Annotated in this window: 20 protein-coding genes; 11 read left to right on the top strand and 9 right to left on the bottom strand. The window is 49.3% G+C overall.

Going from position 1 to position 19,619, the window contains the following annotated elements:
- Position 1: 1 nt before the first annotated feature.
- Positions 2–835, top strand: coding sequence for a 1,4-dihydroxy-2-naphthoyl-CoA synthase (gene menB, locus GS601_RS06065; RefSeq protein WP_162422370.1), 834 nt, complete (start codon positions 2–4; stop codon positions 833–835).
- Between the two features lie 106 nt (positions 836–941).
- Here menB and GS601_RS06060 read toward each other — a convergent pair whose 3' ends face one another.
- Both GS601_RS06060 and GS601_RS06055 read right to left on the bottom strand, forming a co-directional pair.
- Entirely contained in the window at positions 942–1,205 is a 264-nt protein-coding gene (locus GS601_RS06060) for a hypothetical protein (protein ID WP_162422369.1), read from the bottom strand.
- Positions 1,206–1,792: 587 nt separating this feature from the next.
- The gene (locus tag GS601_RS06055; protein ID WP_162422368.1) at positions 1,793–2,362 is read right to left on the bottom strand and encodes a DciA family protein; all 570 of its coding nucleotides are present in this window, start codon (positions 2,360–2,362) and stop codon (positions 1,793–1,795) included.
- Positions 2,363–2,637: 275 nt separating this feature from the next.
- On the opposite strand from GS601_RS06055, the gene GS601_RS06050 reads away from it, so the two are divergent.
- The 7 genes from GS601_RS06050 to GS601_RS06020 all read left to right on the top strand — a co-directional run bounded on the left by GS601_RS06050 (position 2,638) and on the right by GS601_RS06020 (position 8,916).
- Positions 2,638–4,041 (top strand): hypothetical protein, encoded by a 1,404-nt coding sequence (locus GS601_RS06050; RefSeq protein WP_162422367.1) that lies wholly within the window; start codon positions 2,638–2,640, stop codon positions 4,039–4,041.
- Between the two features lie 146 nt (positions 4,042–4,187).
- Complete coding sequence (locus tag GS601_RS06045; RefSeq protein WP_162422366.1) at positions 4,188–4,880, top strand: PspA/IM30 family protein; 693 nt, start codon at positions 4,188–4,190, stop codon at positions 4,878–4,880.
- Between the two features lie 87 nt (positions 4,881–4,967).
- Positions 4,968–5,546: a Uma2 family endonuclease gene (locus GS601_RS06040; RefSeq protein WP_162422365.1), complete on the top strand. Its 579-nt coding sequence runs from the start codon at positions 4,968–4,970 to the stop codon at positions 5,544–5,546.
- Positions 5,547–5,824: 278 nt separating this feature from the next.
- Positions 5,825–6,604, top strand: a complete 780-nt coding sequence (locus GS601_RS06035; protein ID WP_162422364.1) for a PspA/IM30 family protein — start codon at positions 5,825–5,827, stop codon at positions 6,602–6,604.
- A gap of 113 nt (positions 6,605–6,717) precedes the next feature.
- Positions 6,718–7,050 carry a thioredoxin gene (gene trxA / locus GS601_RS06030; protein WP_162422363.1) on the top strand — a complete coding sequence of 111 codons (333 nt, stop codon included), beginning with the start codon at positions 6,718–6,720 and terminating at the stop codon, positions 7,048–7,050.
- Between the two features lie 15 nt (positions 7,051–7,065).
- On the top strand, positions 7,066–8,229 hold the full coding sequence (locus GS601_RS06025; protein WP_162422362.1) for an LL-diaminopimelate aminotransferase: 1,164 nt from the start codon (positions 7,066–7,068) through the stop codon (positions 8,227–8,229).
- Between the two features lie 246 nt (positions 8,230–8,475).
- Positions 8,476–8,916, top strand: coding sequence for a PEP-CTERM sorting domain-containing protein (locus tag GS601_RS06020; protein WP_162422361.1), 441 nt, complete (start codon positions 8,476–8,478; stop codon positions 8,914–8,916).
- Between the two features lie 67 nt (positions 8,917–8,983).
- Here the strand turns inward: GS601_RS06020 and GS601_RS06015 are convergent, their stop codons facing one another.
- The 3 genes from GS601_RS06015 to ctpA form a co-directional block, all read right to left on the bottom strand.
- Positions 8,984–10,450, bottom strand: a complete 1,467-nt coding sequence (locus GS601_RS06015) for an isochorismate synthase (protein ID WP_162422360.1) — start codon at positions 10,448–10,450, stop codon at positions 8,984–8,986.
- A 469-nt stretch (positions 10,451–10,919) separates the two neighbouring features.
- Positions 10,920–12,155 (bottom strand): HD domain-containing protein, encoded by a 1,236-nt coding sequence (locus GS601_RS06010; protein WP_162422359.1) that lies wholly within the window; start codon positions 12,153–12,155, stop codon positions 10,920–10,922.
- Positions 12,156–12,165: 10 nt separating this feature from the next.
- On the bottom strand, positions 12,166–13,407 hold the full coding sequence (gene ctpA, locus GS601_RS06005; RefSeq protein ID WP_162422358.1) for a carboxyl-terminal processing protease CtpA: 1,242 nt from the start codon (positions 13,405–13,407) through the stop codon (positions 12,166–12,168).
- 248 nt (positions 13,408–13,655) lie between these two features.
- On the opposite strand from ctpA, the gene petB reads away from it, so the two are divergent.
- The 3 genes from petB (at position 13,656) to GS601_RS05990 (ending at position 15,665) form a co-directional block, all read left to right on the top strand.
- Positions 13,656–14,303 (top strand): cytochrome b6, encoded by a 648-nt coding sequence (petB, locus tag GS601_RS06000; protein ID WP_162422357.1) that lies wholly within the window; start codon positions 13,656–13,658, stop codon positions 14,301–14,303.
- A 120-nt stretch (positions 14,304–14,423) separates the two neighbouring features.
- Positions 14,424–14,906 (top strand): cytochrome b6-f complex subunit IV, encoded by a 483-nt coding sequence (gene petD, locus GS601_RS05995; protein ID WP_162422356.1) that lies wholly within the window; start codon positions 14,424–14,426, stop codon positions 14,904–14,906.
- Positions 14,907–15,041: 135 nt separating this feature from the next.
- A complete protein-coding gene (locus GS601_RS05990) occupies positions 15,042–15,665 on the top strand; it encodes a Uma2 family endonuclease (protein ID WP_162422355.1) in 624 nt (207 codons plus the stop codon).
- A gap of 84 nt (positions 15,666–15,749) precedes the next feature.
- Here the strand turns inward: GS601_RS05990 and GS601_RS05985 are convergent, their stop codons facing one another.
- The 4 genes from GS601_RS05985 to GS601_RS05970 form a co-directional block, all read right to left on the bottom strand.
- Positions 15,750–16,868 carry a geranylgeranyl reductase family protein gene (locus tag GS601_RS05985; RefSeq protein WP_162422354.1) on the bottom strand — a complete coding sequence of 373 codons (1,119 nt, stop codon included), beginning with the start codon at positions 16,866–16,868 and terminating at the stop codon, positions 15,750–15,752.
- 431 nt (positions 16,869–17,299) lie between these two features.
- The gene (locus GS601_RS05980) at positions 17,300–18,154 is read right to left on the bottom strand and encodes a 3'(2'),5'-bisphosphate nucleotidase CysQ family protein (RefSeq protein ID WP_338016971.1); all 855 of its coding nucleotides are present in this window, start codon (positions 18,152–18,154) and stop codon (positions 17,300–17,302) included.
- Positions 18,155–18,188: 34 nt separating this feature from the next.
- Positions 18,189–18,662, bottom strand: coding sequence for a hypothetical protein (locus GS601_RS05975; RefSeq protein WP_162422353.1), 474 nt, complete (start codon positions 18,660–18,662; stop codon positions 18,189–18,191).
- Between the two features lie 28 nt (positions 18,663–18,690).
- On the bottom strand, positions 18,691–19,602 hold the full coding sequence (locus tag GS601_RS05970; RefSeq protein ID WP_162422352.1) for a PfkB family carbohydrate kinase: 912 nt from the start codon (positions 19,600–19,602) through the stop codon (positions 18,691–18,693).
- Between the last annotated feature and the right edge of the window lie 17 nt (positions 19,603–19,619).

Below are 19,619 nucleotides of genomic sequence, written 5' to 3'. Positions count from 1 at the left end.
CATGACCCATGATTGGCAAACCGCTAAAACCTACGAAGACATTCTCTATCACAAAATAGACGGCATCGCCAAAATTACGATCAACCGACCCCACAAGCGCAATGCATTTCGCCCCAAAACGATCGTAGAACTCTACGATGCCTTTGCTAACGCCCGTGAAGACAGCCGCATCGGCGTGATTCTGCTCACCGGCTCTGGTCCGCACACAGATGGCAAATATGCGTTCTGCTCTGGCGGCGATCAGAGCGTCCGGGGTCACGCTGGATATATTGATGATGCAGGTGTTCCCCGTCTTAATGTGCTGGATTTACAGCGCCTGATTCGCTCTATACCTAAAGTTGTGATTGCCCTGGTCGCGGGCTATGCGATCGGGGGTGGGCACGTTCTACAACTGCTTTGTGACCTGACGATCGCTGCGGACAATGCCATTTTTGGGCAAACCGGACCGAAAGTTGGCAGTTTCGATGGTGGATTTGGCGCAAGCTACATGGCACGCATCGTAGGACAAAAAAAGGCGCGAGAAATCTGGTATCTCTGTCGCCAGTACACTGCCGACCAAGCCTTGGAAATGGGACTGATCAACCGCGTCGTTGCGATCGCACAGCTTGAAGCAGAAGGCATTCAGTGGGCCATGGAAATCTTGGAAAAAAGCCCGATCGCAATTCGCTGTCTCAAGGCAGCGTTCAACGCCGACTGCGACGGACAAGCCGGGCTGCAAGAACTTGCCGGAAACGCCACGATGCTCTACTACATGAGTGAAGAAGGCTCGGAAGGCAAACAAGCCTTTCTTGAAAAACGCCCACCCGACTTTCGTAAATACCCGTGGCTGCCCTAAAAAATCGCACCGTCCAATAAGACAATGCGATTAGCAAAACTTCATACAAATCGACAGAACCCCAAATACGCTAAGAGGCAAACTCATGGCGGCGCTTGACGTCACGCTATACGGGCTGGGAAACAGCAATTTCTGCTTCCTGCAAAACTGTAGTAACCGGAGACTGCGGTACCTCCAGTCGTTCTTGCTGCCACATTGGCAGCCCCTCAAATTCCCAGGCAGGTTCAAACACGGGCGCAGCAAGAGCGCAAGCCTTCCACTGTCCTTGAACAAGCACATTTAACTGAGCGCACTGCCCTCCACGCCTGCCTTGGGGGACATAGTGCCGGCAGTGCCGACAAGCTGAAGTGAAAAAGTCAGAACGTTGCATAGTACAAAATTTTTTAAAGAATTTGAGGGATTAAAAACAAAGCTCATGACCTTGGCGGCTCACGTTTTTTATGACTGATCCCATCGATCAGGGTGAGAATAAAAACCAACAGTCTGGATGTGTCGCAACAATTTTTAACTTATTTTTGCTTCAGCCACTAGAGCATCATTTCCGCTTTCTATTTTGCCTTCTATTTTTTTTGTCATAGCTTCATCAAAAAACTTAGACACTTTATTGTATAAAGAGTTCAGGGTTTCAAACCTAACAGACCGGCTTTAGATTCTTTTTATAATTGTCTTCTAAATAGATATTTTTGAAACTGCTTTGTAGCGCATCGAACAAAAACAAAGAAGGTTTGACGTAAACCGGATGGGGATCAAGAGAAACGCCAAACGCTTGCTTATTTTTCTCAACCTAACTATTTAGAAATAAATAATTTTTATAGGCAATTTTTTCTACAAAAGGTGCTGAGCTTTGTTTCCTTTATATTCCTAAGTATGCTTGTCTAGAGTTTGATAGACCTCTAGTTTAAGGAAGAGATAAAATCCCTTGAAAAGACGGTTTACAGATGTTGTAAACTGTGCTCTTCATGATAGTCGCTGGGCAGAACAGAGCGAACACACCCCCCAACGCTCTAGCTCTCCTAACGGAGTTGGACACTGGCACTGAGGACAGGGTGGCAAATGCTGACTACGCTGTCGAACTTTTTCTAACCATTGTTCAAAAGCGGTTTCTGGGGTGAGACACAGTTGAGCGGAAAGGTGAGAAGACGCTGTTGCCTCTTGCCGGCTGGGGTGATCGCTCCACACTGTCACTGATTCGGCAGGGAGAGCCGGTAAGGGTTGCTGATGCCACTGAGCGGTCGAAAATCGAATGTCTTTGATCGGGGTTGTCAATCGATCGTTCAGTTTTTGCAGAATTTTGGGTCGCTCAAACAGGAGGGTATGAGACCAAACCGGGCTAGAAACCGCTACTTGAAGAATGCCTCGCTGTACAGAAAGCGGACGGGTGTGCTGTGCGATCGCTTTTCCAGAAACCTGCGAACTTACCGCTTCCCCAACACAGGGCATCCAATAGCCTAAAATTTGCTGCAACTGCTGCTGCTCTTGACTCTGAGGTAGCTCATATGCCTGGAAAAGCTGTCGAAGATTCAGCATAGTTTGGCTTCCATAATCTTTCTTGAGGTGCAAGGTAATTTACCAACTCCTGCGTTCACCCCGCTAGGATTTACCAAGGCATCTCCCTACATTCTCCATTCTGACGCAGGCACAAATCTGACGCAGGCACAAACAAAGCAGATCAATCACACAAATCAACTGCTTCATTTTCTAAACCCTGGACTACACTGAATACGCAAACTATCTGGTAAAAATTCGTAATTCACTTCCCGTTAGCTCCGAATTACGAACTACGAATTATCCTGGAGTGCTACATGCATTACGATGCGTCGAGTGAGTCTATCCATCCCAAGCTCCACCGGGCGTTAGACTGCCTAGATGTTCGATTAGAGGACGAATTAACTCGATACCGACGACAGCGATCGGGGCAATCTCTCGCCTCGGTCGTCGCTCCGCCAAAACCCAAACCTGCGAGAAAAGCAACCGACTTTCTTTTGCTCAACGCAGGCACCGCTTCAACGCCTCAGTTAGCGGGTGCTAACGCTGCCCCCAAGGCACTTTCTCAAGATCAAGATAGACCATCGCCAAGCGGTTCTGCTGGCTTAGCGCTGCTTTCTCCAGAATCTGATGTAGAAAATACTACTCTGCCTCAGCCAGAAACAATTGAAACATTCGCTCCGGTTTCCTTGGATCGGCATTCCGATTTGGCTGAATCTGAGCCGCCTGAAACCGATGCTCCTCCCGATGATTATTTAGAATCTTCTGAAGAATTGCTGCGAAGTTTAGCGCGCCAAGAAGCTCAGGTCGAAGTCGAGCGTAGTTTTTTAGAAAGTTTGCTGACTCCGCTTGGGGTTGGCTCTATGCTAACGTTGCTGCTCTCTAGCGCGATGTTTGGTTACGTGATTATGAATCCAGCGAGCCTGCGAAATCTTGGGAACGCCTTTGCTGCGAGACGCGAGGCGATCCCTGTCGCCAAACCCACGGCTGCAAGCTCTTCGAGTAGCAGTGAGATGCCAAACGCTGTGCCGCTAGACTCTCAAGAATTTGTGGATTTAGGACTTAACAATCTCGCTACTTTAAAGAGCGCTCCCCGGGGGGGGAATGCTGCGATTAGCGCTGAGCGCAACTCCGTAGGAACCGCACCTTCGCCCTCTCCCCAACCCTCTGCTGCTCCTAGTGCAGAGTCGTCTAAATCTTCGGGCACCCAGCCAAGCGGCGGCACAGTCACCGCTCTTCCTGCCCCTCGTTTTTCGAGCGCAAGCCCAACGGCAGCTACAGTCACCAATGGTGGGGCTACGTCTGGCATTGCTCAACGGGCAACCCCCCGCCGCGAGGCAGAACCAGTCGCCGCGAGTTCTTCCGCGAACCGTCGATCATCGTCGCAGAGCCGCGATCGCCCTGCGGCGGCTAAACCGTATAATCCGCCGCCCATCAAAAGCTACAGCCCTCCTGATCCCCCTGCTAGATCTGACGCTCAGCCTGTAGACGTTGCCCCAACTTCAGTTAGCCGGACAGGAGCAGGCGGCTACTCTTATAAAGTAGAAATTCCGTTTACGGGCGATCACTCTCTCGACGCGGCTCGCAAAGTTGCCCCCGACGCCTACCTCCGCCCCGATGGAAAAATTCAGCTTGGGGCGGCGCAAAGTCAGGCAGAAGCGCAGCAAAAAGCTCAGGCTTTCCAAGATCAGGGCATTTCAGCAGATATTAATCAACGGTAGAAAAAGCAAATCGGTATCCTGATCAGTGTCCCTACGGTAGTATTGAGAATAATCGGCAAGCGGAAACAGGAAGCGGAATATTTGGGGCGCAACGCTTTACCCCATACCCCACCCCCCTATCCCACCCCACCTACCGGAGATCTGCTATGGGACTGTTTGATCGAATCTGGCGTGCCATTCGTGCCAATCTCAACGACTTCATCGGACAGATGGAAGATCCAGAAAAAATTCTGGAGCAAGCCGTGTTAGATATGCAGGATGAGTTAATTCAGCTTCGTCAAGCGGTGGCCCATGCGATCGCAACCCAAAAACGCACGGAACGCCAAGCCTCTCAAGCCCGTTCTACCTCTGAAGAATGGTATCGCCGTGCTCAGCTTGCCCTGCAAAAAGGTGATGATGCCCTCGCTCGTGAAGCCCTAACTCGCCGCAAGTCTTATCTAGACACTGCCGAAGCGATGGAAGCGCAGCTAGGTCAGCAATCTGGCGTGGTGGCTGGGCTAAAGCAAAACATGCTGAAACTAGAGAGCAAAATTCAGGAAGCGAAAACGAAAAAAGATCTCTACATCGCCCGGGCACGGTCTGCAAAAGCCTCGGTTCAAATTCAAGAAACGCTTGGTCGGGTGGGAACGGGTAGCGCCATGAATGCCTTTGAGCGCATGGAAGATAAAGTGCTGCAACTGGAGGCAAATTCAGCCGCGATCGCAGAACTTGGCAGCACCGACCTTGAGAAACGGATCGAGGCGCTGGGCGAAGCCGATGAAATTGATGCAGAACTTGCCGCCATGAAGCATCAGCTATTAACGGGTGGGCAATCGACTCAACTCCCTCCGGGTCAGTAGTCCAATTCAAAATTAAAACCTGTTATCGTTTGAATCTTTACTCCTTTGATTGGTATCGCTCAATTGTTATCGCTGGCAGCGATCGCTATGACTACAACCCTTACAACGAAGCTCCATGCATTTGTTCAGCAAGGCATAAGCTGGGAAAAATTCAAAGCCATTCAACACAGCTTTGAAGGGATTCCAAACGTTCGTTTGTCTTACTGCCAGGGAGAACTAAACATCTTGCCCATTTCAGAAGAGCATGAAGAATTTAGTGCAATCATTGGGCTGCTGCTAGGAATATACTTTGAAGAATTTGGCATTGAGTTTTTCCCTAGCGGCAGCTACTCGCAAATTGTCGCCGAGAAAGTAGAGTTTCAGTCTGATTTGTCCTATTGCTTGCAAACCAAGAAACCCATCCCTGACTTATGTATCGAGGTCGTCTTTTCGAGTGGTAGCATCAACAAACTTAAAAAGTACGAGATGAGAGAGGTTCCAGAGGTTTGGTTTTGGGAAGATGGGCTTTTTTCTCTGTACCGATTGCAATCAACTGGGTACGATCGCATCTCTCAAAGCGAAGCCTTGCCAGACTTGGATCTGGATCTGCTGACCCGATCTGTCTTGATTCACTCCAAGGTTCAAGCAATGAGAGAGTTTCGGAGCGCTCTTCGGCTTTATCAATAAATTTTTGTCAAAATTAAAGTGTGAACTCTAATTACGGGAAAAAATTGGTTCAGTTCCCCGAACCTAGTTGAAAATTCTAAACTAGGAGAGAGCTTGTTCAAGTTGCGTGTCTTGAAGCTACCGACGGTATTTCTGCCAGTAGTGGTGAGCATAGCAATCCTTACGTTATCGTCCTGGTTTCTGCAAATTTTTAAATAGGTTCTTAATTTAGAAAGTGTGGGCTAACGTAGGGGTCAACGGCATACTTAATGTAGAAACGCCAAAAGGAAAACAAAATTATGGGGTTATTTGATCGTATCAGCCGTGTGGTTCGCTCGAATGTCAATGACATGGTGAGCAAAGCGGAAGATCCAGAGAAGATGCTTGAGCAGGCTGTGATCGAGATGCAGGAAGACCTGGTGCAACTGCGTCAGGCGGTTGCCACGGCGATCGCAAGCCAAAAACGTACCCAGCAGCAGCACAACCAGGCTCAATCCGAATCGAACAACTGGCAGCAACGCGCCCAACTCGCCCTGCAAAAAGGCGATGAAACTCTTGCCCGCGAAGCCTTACAGCGCAAGAAGACCCACACCGAAACCGCCAATGCTCTCAAAGGTCAACTCGATCAGCACTCTACGCAGGTTGAGACCTTAAAGCGGAGCTTGATTGCTCTAGAGGGCAAAATTTCGGAAGCGAAGACCAAGAAAGACATGCTGAAAGCCCGTTCTAGCGCTGCCAAAGCCCAAGAGCAACTGCAAGGCATGGTTGGCAACATGGGCACGAGTTCTGCCATGGCTGCCTTTGAGCGGATGGAAGAAAAAGTGTTGCAGTCGGAAGCGAGAGCGCAGGCAGCAGGCGAATTGGCGGGGTCTAGCCTCGAAGCGCAGTTTGCTCAACTCGAATCGGGCGATGTCGATCTTGAACTTGAAGCGATGAAGCAACAGATGCTGGCAGGGTCATCTCAGCCGCAAGCTGCGTTGCCAGGAGAAGCGGCTCCGCAAGCTCAGACTCAAGCACCCAAGGATGCGGCGGTCGATCCTGAACTCGAAGATCTCAAAAAGCAGCTAGATAATCTCTAGAGACAGCCGATCCTCTTCGTTAATATTTCTTGTCAAGCCTTAGCTTTCCGTCTACGAAGGGGAGAGCTAGGGCTTAAAATTATGTAAAGCAGTTGTTAAGTATTGGATGCAGTATGAGTAGCGTTCGCGTCATTACAGATCCCGACTTTAAGGCAGAAGTTCTCGATGCCGCTCAGCCTGTACTCGTGTATTTCTGGGCATCGTGGTGCGGTCCGTGTCGGTTGATGGCTCCGTTGGTGGATACCGTTGCCGATCGGTACAGCGATCGCATCAAAGTGATCAAAATGGAAGTCGATCCAAATCCCGAAACAGTGGCTCAATATAAAGTTGAAGGCGTTCCGGCGTTCCGACTGTTTCAAAATGGAGAAATCAAGAAATCGACGGAAGGCGCGATTAGTAAACAAAAACTCGAAGAGCTAGTGACCCAAAATCTACTGACCGCATAAGTTACGAACTCAGCTATGCACTTTGCCAACCGCTTAGAGTCGCTTCGATCTAACGTGTTTGCGGATATGGATCGGGCGAAAGCCAACGCCAAAGCCGCTGGACGAAACATCATTGATTTGTCGCTGGGATCGTCTGATCTCCCTGCTGAGGCACATGTGATCGATGCGATCGCGGTGTCGCTTCACGATCCAACCACGCACGGCTATCTGCTGTTCAACGGCACTCAAGCGTTTCGGCAAGCGGCAGCCACCTGGTACCGCGATAAATTCGGCATTCCGGTTGATCCAGAAACCGAAGTTCTAGCGCTCATTGGCTCTCAAGAAGGAACCGCGCATTTACCGTTAGCCGTTCTCAATCCCGGAGATTTTGCGCTCTTGCTAGATCCGGGCTATCCATCTCATGCCGGGGGGGTGTATTTGGCAGGGGGGCAAATTTACCCGATGCCGCTTTTGCCTGAAAATGGCTTTCTGCCAGTGTTTGAGGAGATTCCAGAGGCGGTTTTAGCGCAGTCGCGGATGATGGTGTTGAGCTATCCGCACAATCCGACCAGCGCGATCGCGCCCCTTTCCTTTTTCAAAAAAGCCGTTGCCTTTTGTCAGCATCACAATCTCGTTTTAGTGCACGATTTTCCCTACGCTGACCTATATTTTGGCGAAACCCCCGTTCCATCGGTGCTGCAAGCTGACCCTGAAAAAACGGTGTCGATCGAATTCTTCACAATGTCGAAGTCCTATCACATGGGCGGGTTTCGGGTCGGCTACGCTATCGGCAATGGCGAACTCATCCGGGCATTGCGGCAAGTCAAAGCAGCCGTAGACTTTAACCAGTATTTGGGAATTTTGAACGGTGCGATCGCGGCTCTATCTGGCTCTCAGACGAGCGTCCATCAAGGGGTAGAAATCTTTCGTCGCCGTCGTGACACCTTCATCGCTGCCCTTGATCAGATTGGGTGGCATGTTCCAACTCCAGAAGCAACGATGTATATTTGGGCAAAACTACCGCCCCCTTGGATGTCCGATTCGATTCGATTTAGCACAGAGCTTGTACAGGCAACGGGTGTAGCGGTTTCGCCGGGGGCAGGGTTTGGAAAATCGGGGGAAGGATATGTGCGGTTTGCCCTGGTTCATGAACCCAAAATTTTAGAGGAAGCCGTTGATCGGATCGCGACATTTCTCTAAGCTGCGCTGAACTTCATGCAGTCTTGATACTTTCGGAAAATACTTAGCCTTGGCTTTGTTATTTCTGGACTCAACTTGTCTAAACTAAAAGACGACAGTCCTAGCTCTACAGAGCGGTTAAAGTCAGAATTCGGTTCAGTATCTTGGGGTATCTACCGTTCTAAAGTGTGAAGTTTAAGTTCGATTTGCAGTGTATTTCTGTAGACTCACACACTTTCGCGCCTAATCATCGTCTCTGCCCCGGTTATGAAAGAACGATCGTTGCCCAAAGTTTACCTCCTGACGGCAGTTTTTTCCTGTGTTTCTGGGATAACTGCTTCCGCTCATGCTGGAACATTAGCGAGTCTTGGTGTTCAGCACGCTACACCGTATGATGAGTACGTTCAAAGCGTGGCGCGTCAGAAAGAATCTCACTCTTCGACGGAAGAATTTTCACCTCAGCACCTGCTTCAAGCAGACATCAGCCCTTTACTAGTTGTTCAGCAAACGCTAAGTAGCGAAGCACCCCGTGTCAATTCGTTGCGTGAAGCTCGCCTAAATGATGAGGTGATCATCAAATCAGAAGTGCCGCCAGCACCTGAGCGAGTCGAGATTCCTGAGCCGTCTGTAGTGTTGGGGTTGGTCACAACTGCGGCAATTTTTACCCTCACCCGTCGGCGCAGATTTTACCAACAGAAAAACGACTGAAGCATCTTATGCTCTCTGCTGTGCGTGAGGCAAGATTCGTTCTTTGGCGGCTTTTCTTATGCTTTTCTTATGCGATCGCATTGAGCAACGCCTGCAACTTTAACTGCACTTCTGCCAGTTCTTTCTTAGGATTCGAGCCTGCTACAATGCCCGCCCCGGCAAACAATCGCGCTTGGCATCCCTTGATTAGGGCAGAGCGAATGCCCACTGCAAACTCACCGTTGCCCCGGTGATCTACCCACCCGATTGGGGCAGCATACAGCGATCGCTCAAACGATTCAAAGCGGCGAATCTGCTCACATGCCAACGTTCTGGGCGCACCCGCAACGGCAGGCGTCGGATGAAGCTCTGCCACAGCATCTAGCAGATGAACGTCTGACAACACCCTCGCCCGAATCGGTGTTTGCAAATGTTGAATGTTGGATAGCTGGAGCAATCGAGCCGGGGCAAGGCGAGGAGACAATCCTAACGTTTTCAAGTGCTGCATGATGGAGTCGATCACCACCTGATGCTCATAAATTTCTTTCTGGCTGTTGAGCAAACTGTTTGCCAGCCAAGCGTCTTCTATAGGAGTTTTGCCCCGTGGGGCTGACCCAGCAAGGGCATCGGTGGTCAGCGTACGGGTTGCGGAGACCTCAGCGATCCGCACAAGCCGCTCAGGGCTAGCCCCAATGAAGGTTGAACCGTTGCCATTACTAGTTGAAAAGATATAGCAGTTTGGATACAGCTTTTGAAGATTGCTCAGCGAAGCAACTAAATTCAGCGGCAATGGAGAAAAGATATCCAACGCCTGCGCCAACACTACTTTATAGAAATGATCTGCTTGAATCAGATCTAAAGCAGAACAAACCGAAGCGATAAATTGATCAGGGGGCGCTACAAACTTTTGTTGAAAAAAGGTCTTCGTGGCATCACTTAAATTTACAACTTCATATCGCACCGCTTGAATTTTTTGCAAGGTTTGCCAGAGTTTTCTAACAGCGAGATCAGGATCAAAATCGGCATCAATCACTACATTTGCAACTACTGTGTAGCGATCGTTTGGATCTTGAAGGCACCAATTTGATCTATTCTCTAAATCGCTGAATCGAGCAATTTGCCAGGCTGGTAGGAAAACGGAAGCGGCTGGAAATGCCTCTTCTTCACTAGTATCAAAAAAAGAGAAATTGCAGAAGAAATGTGCTCCAGAAAATGGCGCGTTTAAGTCTCCAAATTGAGTTGTTTTTGCTAATGCTGTTTCAATAAACTCTTTGGCTTTAATAAACCGTCGAGCGCCTTCTGTCTTTAACTGCAATGCAATATCAAATCCTAAAATTGCTTCTTGGTGACCGCTTTTCTCGAAATAAAAATGGCGTTGATTTGGCTTAATAATAGAATTTAAAACGGCTAGCAAATCGACTGATTCGATAGTTAGAGAAATACTAGCAATGCGTTGTTCTTGATGGTCAGAAAGAGACTCTTTGCAGGTAAGTAAAAACTGATATAGGTCTTTATAGGTAGGACGTTGATCGAGTTGATACTGAATAGCTGTCATGAGAAAACAAATCTAAAGGTCGGCGTTAATGAACTCAAGATTGGCAGAGCTAGATCGCGAAAATGATGCGATTCGCTCTACAAAGCTCTAGAGAATTTTGAAATTTGCAAAGCGAAGTCAACTGCGATCGCACTCGCGCTATTAGCTGATCTTAATCGACTCGGTGATTTCCGTTGCCTAAACTGCTACTGTGTGAGGAGGTTTCTTGCCCTTACCCTTAGCTTAAAGCGATCGGGCGGCACAACCGTTATACCCGTAGATTTGGCTACATAAAACAGTTCTACTTTGTTTGCAATTCGTAACAAGACAACACCGTTGCCAACCCAAGTTTCATCTCAAACATCGGCGCAACGATTAGCAACCCTCTGCCGATGCAACTCCGGTGATTGCTCGGAACGTTGTTCGCGAAACGATCGCTAGCTAGCCGCCCAGTTGATCCACTGTTTATCCACCGTGCATCTACCGTGCATCAACTGTGTATCAACTGAGATTCAATTTCACGAGGATAAATTAACCAGACTCGTTGCGTTGGTTGCGATAGGGTTTGCACTAACGGCGATAATTCATTAATTTCCTGCAATCCCTTTGTGGTTTGAATGTTGATGCCTTTGTGATAGAGCGTATAGCCGCGACTGACCGCCACTCTGAGACCCGTATAGTAGCTAGGGTCAAGTCCTGCTTGACTCAGCCAATGACAAGCTTTCTCTAGAAGTGTGGCGCGATCGCGCTCATCCAACGGTGTCACATCTAGCGCTTTCAGCAAATCGCGATCCAAAAATCGGCGGCACAGATCAGAAAGCACCGGATCATCTTGATGTTGCCAGCGCTGAAGATGATAGACAAATACTCCATCATCTGTCGCCAAATATTGCTCTAACGACGGAGCCTCATTGCCGAGCCAAGCGTTAACGTTTTCGTCAGCCACTAATGTTCCCGTTTGAAATTGGTGTTTTGCTCGTTCAAAAATCTTAGACAGCACCCACGTTGCCGCAATATTTTTGTGATGGTTGTAGACTTGGGCGTACATAAAATAGCGGACAACTAGATAATGTTCGATCGCAGCGATGCCTTTTTGGGCGACCACAAGCTGCTGGCTTACCAAGTCGTAGCGCAGTGCCATCAAGATTCGATCGAGGTCAATTTTGCCGTACGATGCGCCGGTGAAATAGCTATCGCGCATCAAATAATCCAAGCGATCGCAGTCTAACTGACTCGACACCAACTGCCAGACAATTGGCAAAGGATATTTTTTCAGATAAACCTGCTCAATCTGATGCAGCAAGGTTGGCGAAAACTGATCCAACAATTGCCGAATCGGGGCAGATTCGCTTAAAATCCGCCGCGACCAATGCTCGTGATCGCAGCCAAAAATTTCTTCTGCCGTGTGACTAAACGGACCGTGCCCAATATCGTGAAGCATCGCCGCACACAACACGACCGGACGGTGAGGCAACAGTTGCGGGTAGTCTTGCCCAATGCGATCGAAAGCTCGACGGGCAACCGCCATCACACCGATGGAATGGGTAAACCGCGATCCTTCTGCCCCATGAAAGGTAAGACTCGCCGGACCAAGCTGCCGAATTCGCCGCAATCGTTGAAAAGCAGGGGTATCGATCAGTTTGATCAGCAGCGCTTCGGTTGGGTCGTTGCTGTTGAGCGCGATCGCACCATGCAACGGATCGTGATAAACCCGCTCAAATCCCACAGGTTAGCCCTCAAGTGGTTCCGGCAACAAGAGCCTCTGAGGTGACAGTCTCGATTGCCGCTTGATACTGATTATCGACTGCCGTTCCAATTTGGTCGAGGTTAACGGGATGATCGAGCGCCACAACCCGATCGGGCTTGATGCCCAATTTATTGATGTCTGTATGACTAGGCGTTTCGTATTTAGCCACCGTGACGGCTAATCCTGCACCATCCGACAGGTCAAATAGGGATTGGATTAAGCCCTTGCCAAACGTTTTTTCGCCAACAACGGTTGCCCGTCTGTTGTCGTGCAGTGCCCCTGCCAAAATTTCGCTGGCACTCGCGGTTCCCTGATTAACTAATACAACCAGCGGATCGTCGGTTAACGCACTTCCCACGGCTTCAAAACTGCCGATCGTGCCCTGGCGATTGACGGTATACACGATCGTGCCTTCGTTGAGCCAAAGCCGAGCAATTTCAACTCCAGCGTTGAGCAACCCACCCGGATTATTTCGTAAATCAAGAATATAAGCCTCTGCGCCTTGCTTTTCCAGCGATGCGATCGCGTGGGCAACTTCCATCGTGGCATTGGCGTTAAACTGGCTCAGCTTGACGTACCCGACTTTCTTTCCACTCGCTTGAGGGCGCAGTTCTGCAACAACAGGATTAAGGGCAATGCGATCGCGCACCAGCACCATCTCCTGCGCTGCCTGTCCCTCTCGCGCCACCGTCAGCGTCACCTGACTGCCGATCTTGCCGCGCATTCGCTCTGCCGCTTCATCAAGGCTCAAGCCCTCTGTCGAAACGCCATCAATCTTGAGAATCGTATCTGCCACCTGAATCCCAGACTTCGCCGCCGGAGATCCCTCGATCGGCGCGATCACCTTGAGCAGCTTTGTCTCTAAGTCGAGGGCAATTTGCAACCCAACCCCCGTTAATTCTCCAGACGTCGTTGTTTGCAGACTCCGATACTGATCGGGCTTTAGCAGACGGGTAAAGGGGTCATCCAAAACCGCCAGCATTTGCGCGATCGCGGCATAGGTCGCCTCGCGATCGGGCAACGGCTGTCTCAGATACTTTTCTCGCAGCCCCCACCAGTTTTTATGGTTAAATGTCGAATCAACGTAGGCACGATCAATAATTCGCCACGCTTCGTTGAGGAGCTTTTGATCGTCGGTTAAAGCGTTGGCTGGAGACACCACTCCAAACGCGATCGCGACCGACAGAACCCCAATGATCAGTAAGCGAAACCCAGAAAAACGTCTTCCCATAGCAGTCGATCGTAACGTGAAATAGTTAAGCCGTGTAATCTGCTTTACTTTGACAGAGATTTCCACCGCTTGCAAAACTTTAATTAGAGGAAATCTTTCTTCACAAATCATTAAGCATTGGGAATGGCTCGAATCTTTGTCTCAAACCTCTCAATTACCGTCCAATTGCCTCTTTCCAAGGTGTAATCGTCTTTACTCCTGTGTTACATTTTTTATGAACAGCAATCATTTTTAGGAACGCTTGCTTTATGGCAAATGTGTACGACTGGTTTGACGAGCGCCTTGAGATTCAAGCGCTTTCGGAAGACATAACCAGCAAGTACGTGCCGCCTCATGTCAATATCTTTTACTGCCTGGGCGGAATCACGCTAACTTGCTTTCTCATCCAGTTCGCCACTGGATTTGCGATGACGTTCTATTACAAGCCTACTGTGGCAGAAGCGTTCACCTCCGTTCAGTACATCATGAATGATGTCAATTTCGGCTGGCTGATTCGCTCGGTTCACAAATGGTCTGCCAGCATGATGGTGCTGATGATGATTCTGCACACCTTCCGGGTATATCTGACGGGTGGCTTTAAAAAGCCCCGTGAGTTGACCTGGGTTACAGGCGTCATTTTAGCTGTAATTACGGTTTCCTTCGGCGTAACGGGCTACTCTCTACCTTGGGATCAGGTTGGCTACTGGGCAGTCAAAATCGTGTCGGGTGTGCCTGAAGCGATTCCAGTTGTGGGCACTCTGATTGCAGATTTGCTCAGAGGGGGTGCAAGCGTTGGTCAATCGACCCTCACTCGCTACTACAGCGCCCACACCTTTGTGCTACCTTGGCTGATCGCCGTGTTTATGCTGGCGCATTTCTTGATGATTCGGAAGCAAGGTATTTCTGGTCCGTTGTAATGCTTGACGGTATTCGTCGCGTTACAGGTTCAAGAATTTTCTCTTTGGTTTTATCCTAAAGAATCCTTGCTTGCTGTTTTTCCCCTGCTGACTTCTGACCTTTAAGGAGAGCCTTTACAGATGGCAACCGTTAAGAAGCCGGATCTAAGTGATCCGCAGTTAAGAGCTAAGTTGGCGAAGGGCATGGGTCACAACTATTATGGTGAACCTGCTTGGCCCAACGACCTGCTCTACATTTTCCCGGTCGTGATTTTAGGGACGATCGCGCTTTGCGTTGGTTTGGCAGTCCTCGATCCTGCGATGATCGGTGAGCCTGCCAATCCGTTTGCGACCCCCCTCGAAATTTTACCTGAATGGTATTTGTACCCTGTGTTCAACATTCTGCGCCTTGTGCCAAACAAGTTGCTGGGTGTGGTTCTGATGGGTTCTGTGCCGCTAGGGTTGATTGTGATTCCGTTTATTGAGAATGTGAACAAGTTCCAAAACCCGTTCCGTCGTCCGGTTGCAATGGCTGCTTTCCTGTTTGGAACGGCTGTTACAATGTGGCTCGGAATTGGCGCAACCTTCCCGGTAAGCCAAGGGTTGACCCTCGGTTTGTTCTAAATCTTTTTTCGCAAAACAATTTGTGTGCCTGCTAAAAATCTTGAGCCGTTCAAGGTGTTTGGCAGGCTCTATTTTTTTGATTGTTACTATTTTTTTTGATCGTTAAAATACTTACATGATGTGGAGAAGATTTCAATGACTTCCCAAACGATTTCCGCTCAAGAGCAGGGCTACTACACGCCTGAAGAGTATTTAGAGTTAGAAAGAAACGCTGAGTTTAGAAGTGAGTATGACGATGGAAAAATTACGCCAATGACAGGTGGAACAACAAATTACAACCGACTTTCCCTCAATTGTGCCCTTGCTTTAAGCTTAGGGTTGAAAGGGCAGGATTATTCTGTTTTTATGGCAGACGTGAAATTATGGCTGCCTAAATCTCGAAAGTTTCGTTACCCTGACGTTATGGTTGTGGCTGGACAGGTTGAATACTACAACGATCGCAAGACAACTATCACGAATCCTCAAGTGATTATCGAAGTCTTATCTGATTCAACAGAAGACTTTGACCGAAATGGAAAATTCACACTGTATCAATCGATTCCAACGTTTCAGGAATACATTTTGATTGATCAGAATCAAATTGCGATCAATCAATTCTTCAAAACAGGGCACAAGCGCTGGACGATTGATCAGTACGATAAGCAAGATTCTGAACTGGTGCTGAAGTCGTTTGCGTTGAAGATCGCGATTAGCGCAGAGCGCAACTCCGTAGGAACCGCAGATCTTTACGAAAAAATAGACTTTGCTAACAACGCTTAAAGCGGTTCAAGATCTCGTCCTGAACCGCTTATGGATACCGGATTGAATCTGTCTGGCACTGCGATCGCAGGCTAACTCGATCTGCTATCCCATTCCGGGAATCAGTCCGCCGCTCAGTTGCTTTAGGGCGCGAGTCGCAACATCTGCATAGCGCAACTCACCACACATGATTTTGCCCAATCGATCCGTTGCAGTCGGACGCTTTACGCCTACTTTATAGCCAATTCCTGGTACACGGTAGAACACGCCTGCTAAGCGTTGTGCCCACGCCATATCACTCCCCCACTCTTGCCCAATCGTGGTGGTGTAGGTTGCTAGGGCATTCCCATTGCCAGCCAACGCTTGATCGATGGCTTCGGCTGCCTTCATGCCCGTAAACATCGACGGGCGAATTCCTTCCGCTGTCATCGGATCTACGATCGCAGCCGTCTCTCCTGCCAATAGCGCATTCCGAGTATGGAGCGCTTCATTGCCATCCCAAAACGCGATCGGGTGCTGGTGAATTTGCACCCCAGCCGGGTTGATGTTTGCCGCCTTGGCATACGTTAGCAGAGCGGACTTGAGATCCACCCCGTCTCCGCCCCGAAAGGTTGCGGTGCCTGCCGAGAAGCCATCTGCTTTGGGAAGATTCCAGATAAAGCCATTTTTAACCATGCCAAAGTCAAACTGTGCCGATTCCCCGTCGGCATGAGGCACTTCCATTACGGCTCCCAGGCGGGTTTTGCGCTCTTTAAACCCTAGCCACTTCGCCATGGGACCCTTAGCACCATCCGCTGCAATCAGGTAACGTGCTTCAAGAGTTCCATTGGCAGTAGTGACTTGCCAGTGATCGCCCTTAAACTCAATGCCAGTAACCGCCGTGTTGTCACGCAGTTCTGCACCGATCTGCTGAGCCTGCTTGATTAAGAAGTGATCAAATTCGTCGCGACGTACCATCCACATCGGCTCTGGAGTGTTGAGCGTTGCATGAACAGGATCACCGAGTTTCCAGGTATAGCGAATGGTGTTGACCTTGCGAGAAATCACAGGACTGAAATCGAAATCAAACCATTGCGCGATCGCGGGGGATACTCCACCACTGCACGCCTTGTATCGGGGAAGCGCATCCTTTTCTAGCACTAGCACTGAGCGACCCCGTTTAGCAAGATGATAAGCAGCAGTTCCTCCGGCAGGCCCGGCTCCGACGACAATACAATCAAACATGCTGAGACTTCACTCCTAACGACTTCAACTTCTCATGTAGCTTATTCAAACACTAACACCCATAATCCGAACGTTTAGAGATGGGTTTAGGAATTGCTCACACACGTATCTGTCAGACAAGCTCAATTCGCCTAAAGCAATGTAACGTGTTTTATGTTTTTTAACATACATTGTTTTTCGGCGGTGCTAAATCTGAGTATGCATCGCAGATCTGCCCTCTCCCTAGCCCTCTCGCAAAAGGAGAGGGAACAAGAATTTTAGCTTCCTTCTCACCAACTCTTCTCCTTGGGGAGCAGGGCAAATCCTACTTGCATTCAGCAACGCCTGTTTTTCTTGTATGAATTTTCTACAAGGTTTGAGTTTATTTGTTCAAACAAAAAGCTATGGCTATAAACCGTTGAGACATAGGGCTACCATCGTTTTTAGATAACTCATACATGAATAGCTTTTAATAGGTTCTCTGCGATCGCACACAATTCTTCGTGGCACTTTCCATTACTTGCTAAGATGCCGCCCCATTGGCTCACCTCTTCGCGGTTGTATTGCAGTGGCGAACCATCGAAGTGGGTAAATTTTCCTCCCGCTTCTGTGAGAATTAATTCGGGTGCTGCAAAGTCCCAATCTTTGGGGGCAGAGTTTCCAGACAGAGACAGGTATAGATCGGCGGATTGCTCTGCGATCGCGGCAATCTTACAGCCGACGCTGCCCATTTGTTTTTGCCCCTTGCAGGGAAAGCGTTCCAGCAATTTCGCAAACCGTTGATCTCGGTGGCTTCGGCTTGCCACGAGGGTGAGTGTTTCGGGTTGAGATTGGGTGGAAACGTGGAGCGGTTTTGGGGATTGATGGCGAGTTTCAACGAATGCCCCGCCGTTGCGTGTGGCGTAATAGAGTTTATCGAGTTCGGGGCAAGCGACGATCGCCAGCACCGGACGACCTTGATGGGTTAATGCTATGTGAACCGCATATTCTCCGGTACGATTGATGAAATCTTTTGTGCCATCGAGCGGATCAATAATCCAGACCCACGGTTTGCCTAAGCGATCGGAGGCGGGTTGAGCGGCAAAGGTTTCTTCGCTGAGGTAAGCAAACTCTTGGAGTCCGAAGGTGGCTTGCAAGTTGTTGAGAATGTAATGATTGGCGGCAAGATCGGCAGAGGTAACTGGACTATCGCCTGACGTTTCAATCGCAAACGAGGAGCGTTGAGCGTTGAGCAAAATGTCGGCGGTTCCCCAGCCGATCGCACATGCGATCGCTAAAATTTCATCCAATCGGTCGTGTACGCTCACGGATGTTTCTCCTCGGTGGTGTCTTGGCTCTGCTCTAAACTCCGGTCGTAAGTTGCTCTGTTTTAGAAGCCGCGATCCAATAACACCGACAACTCCACAGCAACGCTGCACCTACCGCTAAATAGATCAGTCCGCGAATTTCATAACTCACGCCTGCTTTCCTCAATGCCAATCCGATCGTCATCATCAGGATAATTAACCCGATTGTTTTCACGCCAAACATTTGAAACACACTTTTGAATGGATTTGGCTCGTGTAACGTATCGACTCTTTCAATCACACGACTCGCTGTTTTATCAAGCACGAGTTTTCCTTTGAGCACTCCAACAGACAGCGCGATCGCGCCTACCCCTAAATGTTTTGCGTCTAAAAAGCCCAAGTAAGGAAACTGAAACCAAAATTTCATGCCCATCGTGAGCAATCCTGTGCCTACTAGTGTCCAAATGGCGGCAGCGATCCAGAGGTGCTGACGACGGCTTAAACCAAGCTTGAGTGGAGTGCTTTCCATAATCGGATGCCGGTACACAGTTTTCCTATTATACGGAGGTTGGTCTCATCCACTGCCGGGTTCCAAAGAATTGACACGCACGAGCGGCAATTTGAGCAGATTGCACCAAGGCTTGCTTAAAGTTTGTTTGCAAGATGAAATGACAGAATGCACCGTGAAAGATGTCGCCCGCGCCTAACGTATCGATGATAGGAACGTGAGGAACTTGAATGGATCCGCTTTCGCCATGGCTCAGGAGCGCGATCGCATCTCCTCCATTCGTCACCGCAATGTGCTCAATTCCAAACTTGGAAAGATAGTTCATCACCTCTTGCGTCGTTTTGCACCCAGGCGGATAGAAATTTGCAGAACAAATCGCGTAATCAACCCACGGCAGAACCGTTTCAAATCCAGGTTTCCAGCTTCCGCCATCCATCACCACCGGGATTTTTTGATCCTGCGCCGATTGTGCACTTCCACCGGAAGCTTGCTTTGCACTTCCACCGGAAGCTTGCTTTGCAATCGCGGCTCCAATCTCCATCTGATGTCCATCGACTAATACCACGTCAACGCCTGCTAAAACGTTGGGCGGAATCTGCTCCCGTCCGATCTGAAACTTGACCGCATTGATCGATACCACGGCTCGTTCACCCGTCGATCGCGTCACCAGAATCGATGAGACGGGGGGGGATTCGGTGCGCGTTGGCGCGAGATCTGCGATCGCAACTCCCCATTCTTGCAATTCTGTCACAATCAAATGAGCAGTCGGATGAGTTCCGATCGCACCCATCACCACTACCTGGTTTTCGAGGTGTTGAAACGCCACCGCCGCATTGGTTGCCGGGCCTCCTGCCGACGTTAGGGCATCGATCGCCACAATCTTCTGGTTTCGATTGGGCAATTGCTCGACTAAATAAATCAAGTCCAGCGTCACCATTCCAACAAACAGCCCCTTGCTCATTGCTTGTATGATCCTAG

It is taken from the genome of Myxacorys almedinensis A, assembly GCF_010091945.1.
In the GTDB taxonomy this organism is placed as follows: domain Bacteria; phylum Cyanobacteriota; class Cyanobacteriia; order Leptolyngbyales; family Leptolyngbyaceae; genus Myxacorys; species Myxacorys almedinensis.
Note: the sequence above shows the minus strand (reverse complement) of the source record. Positions and strands in the feature narration are given on the sequence as shown.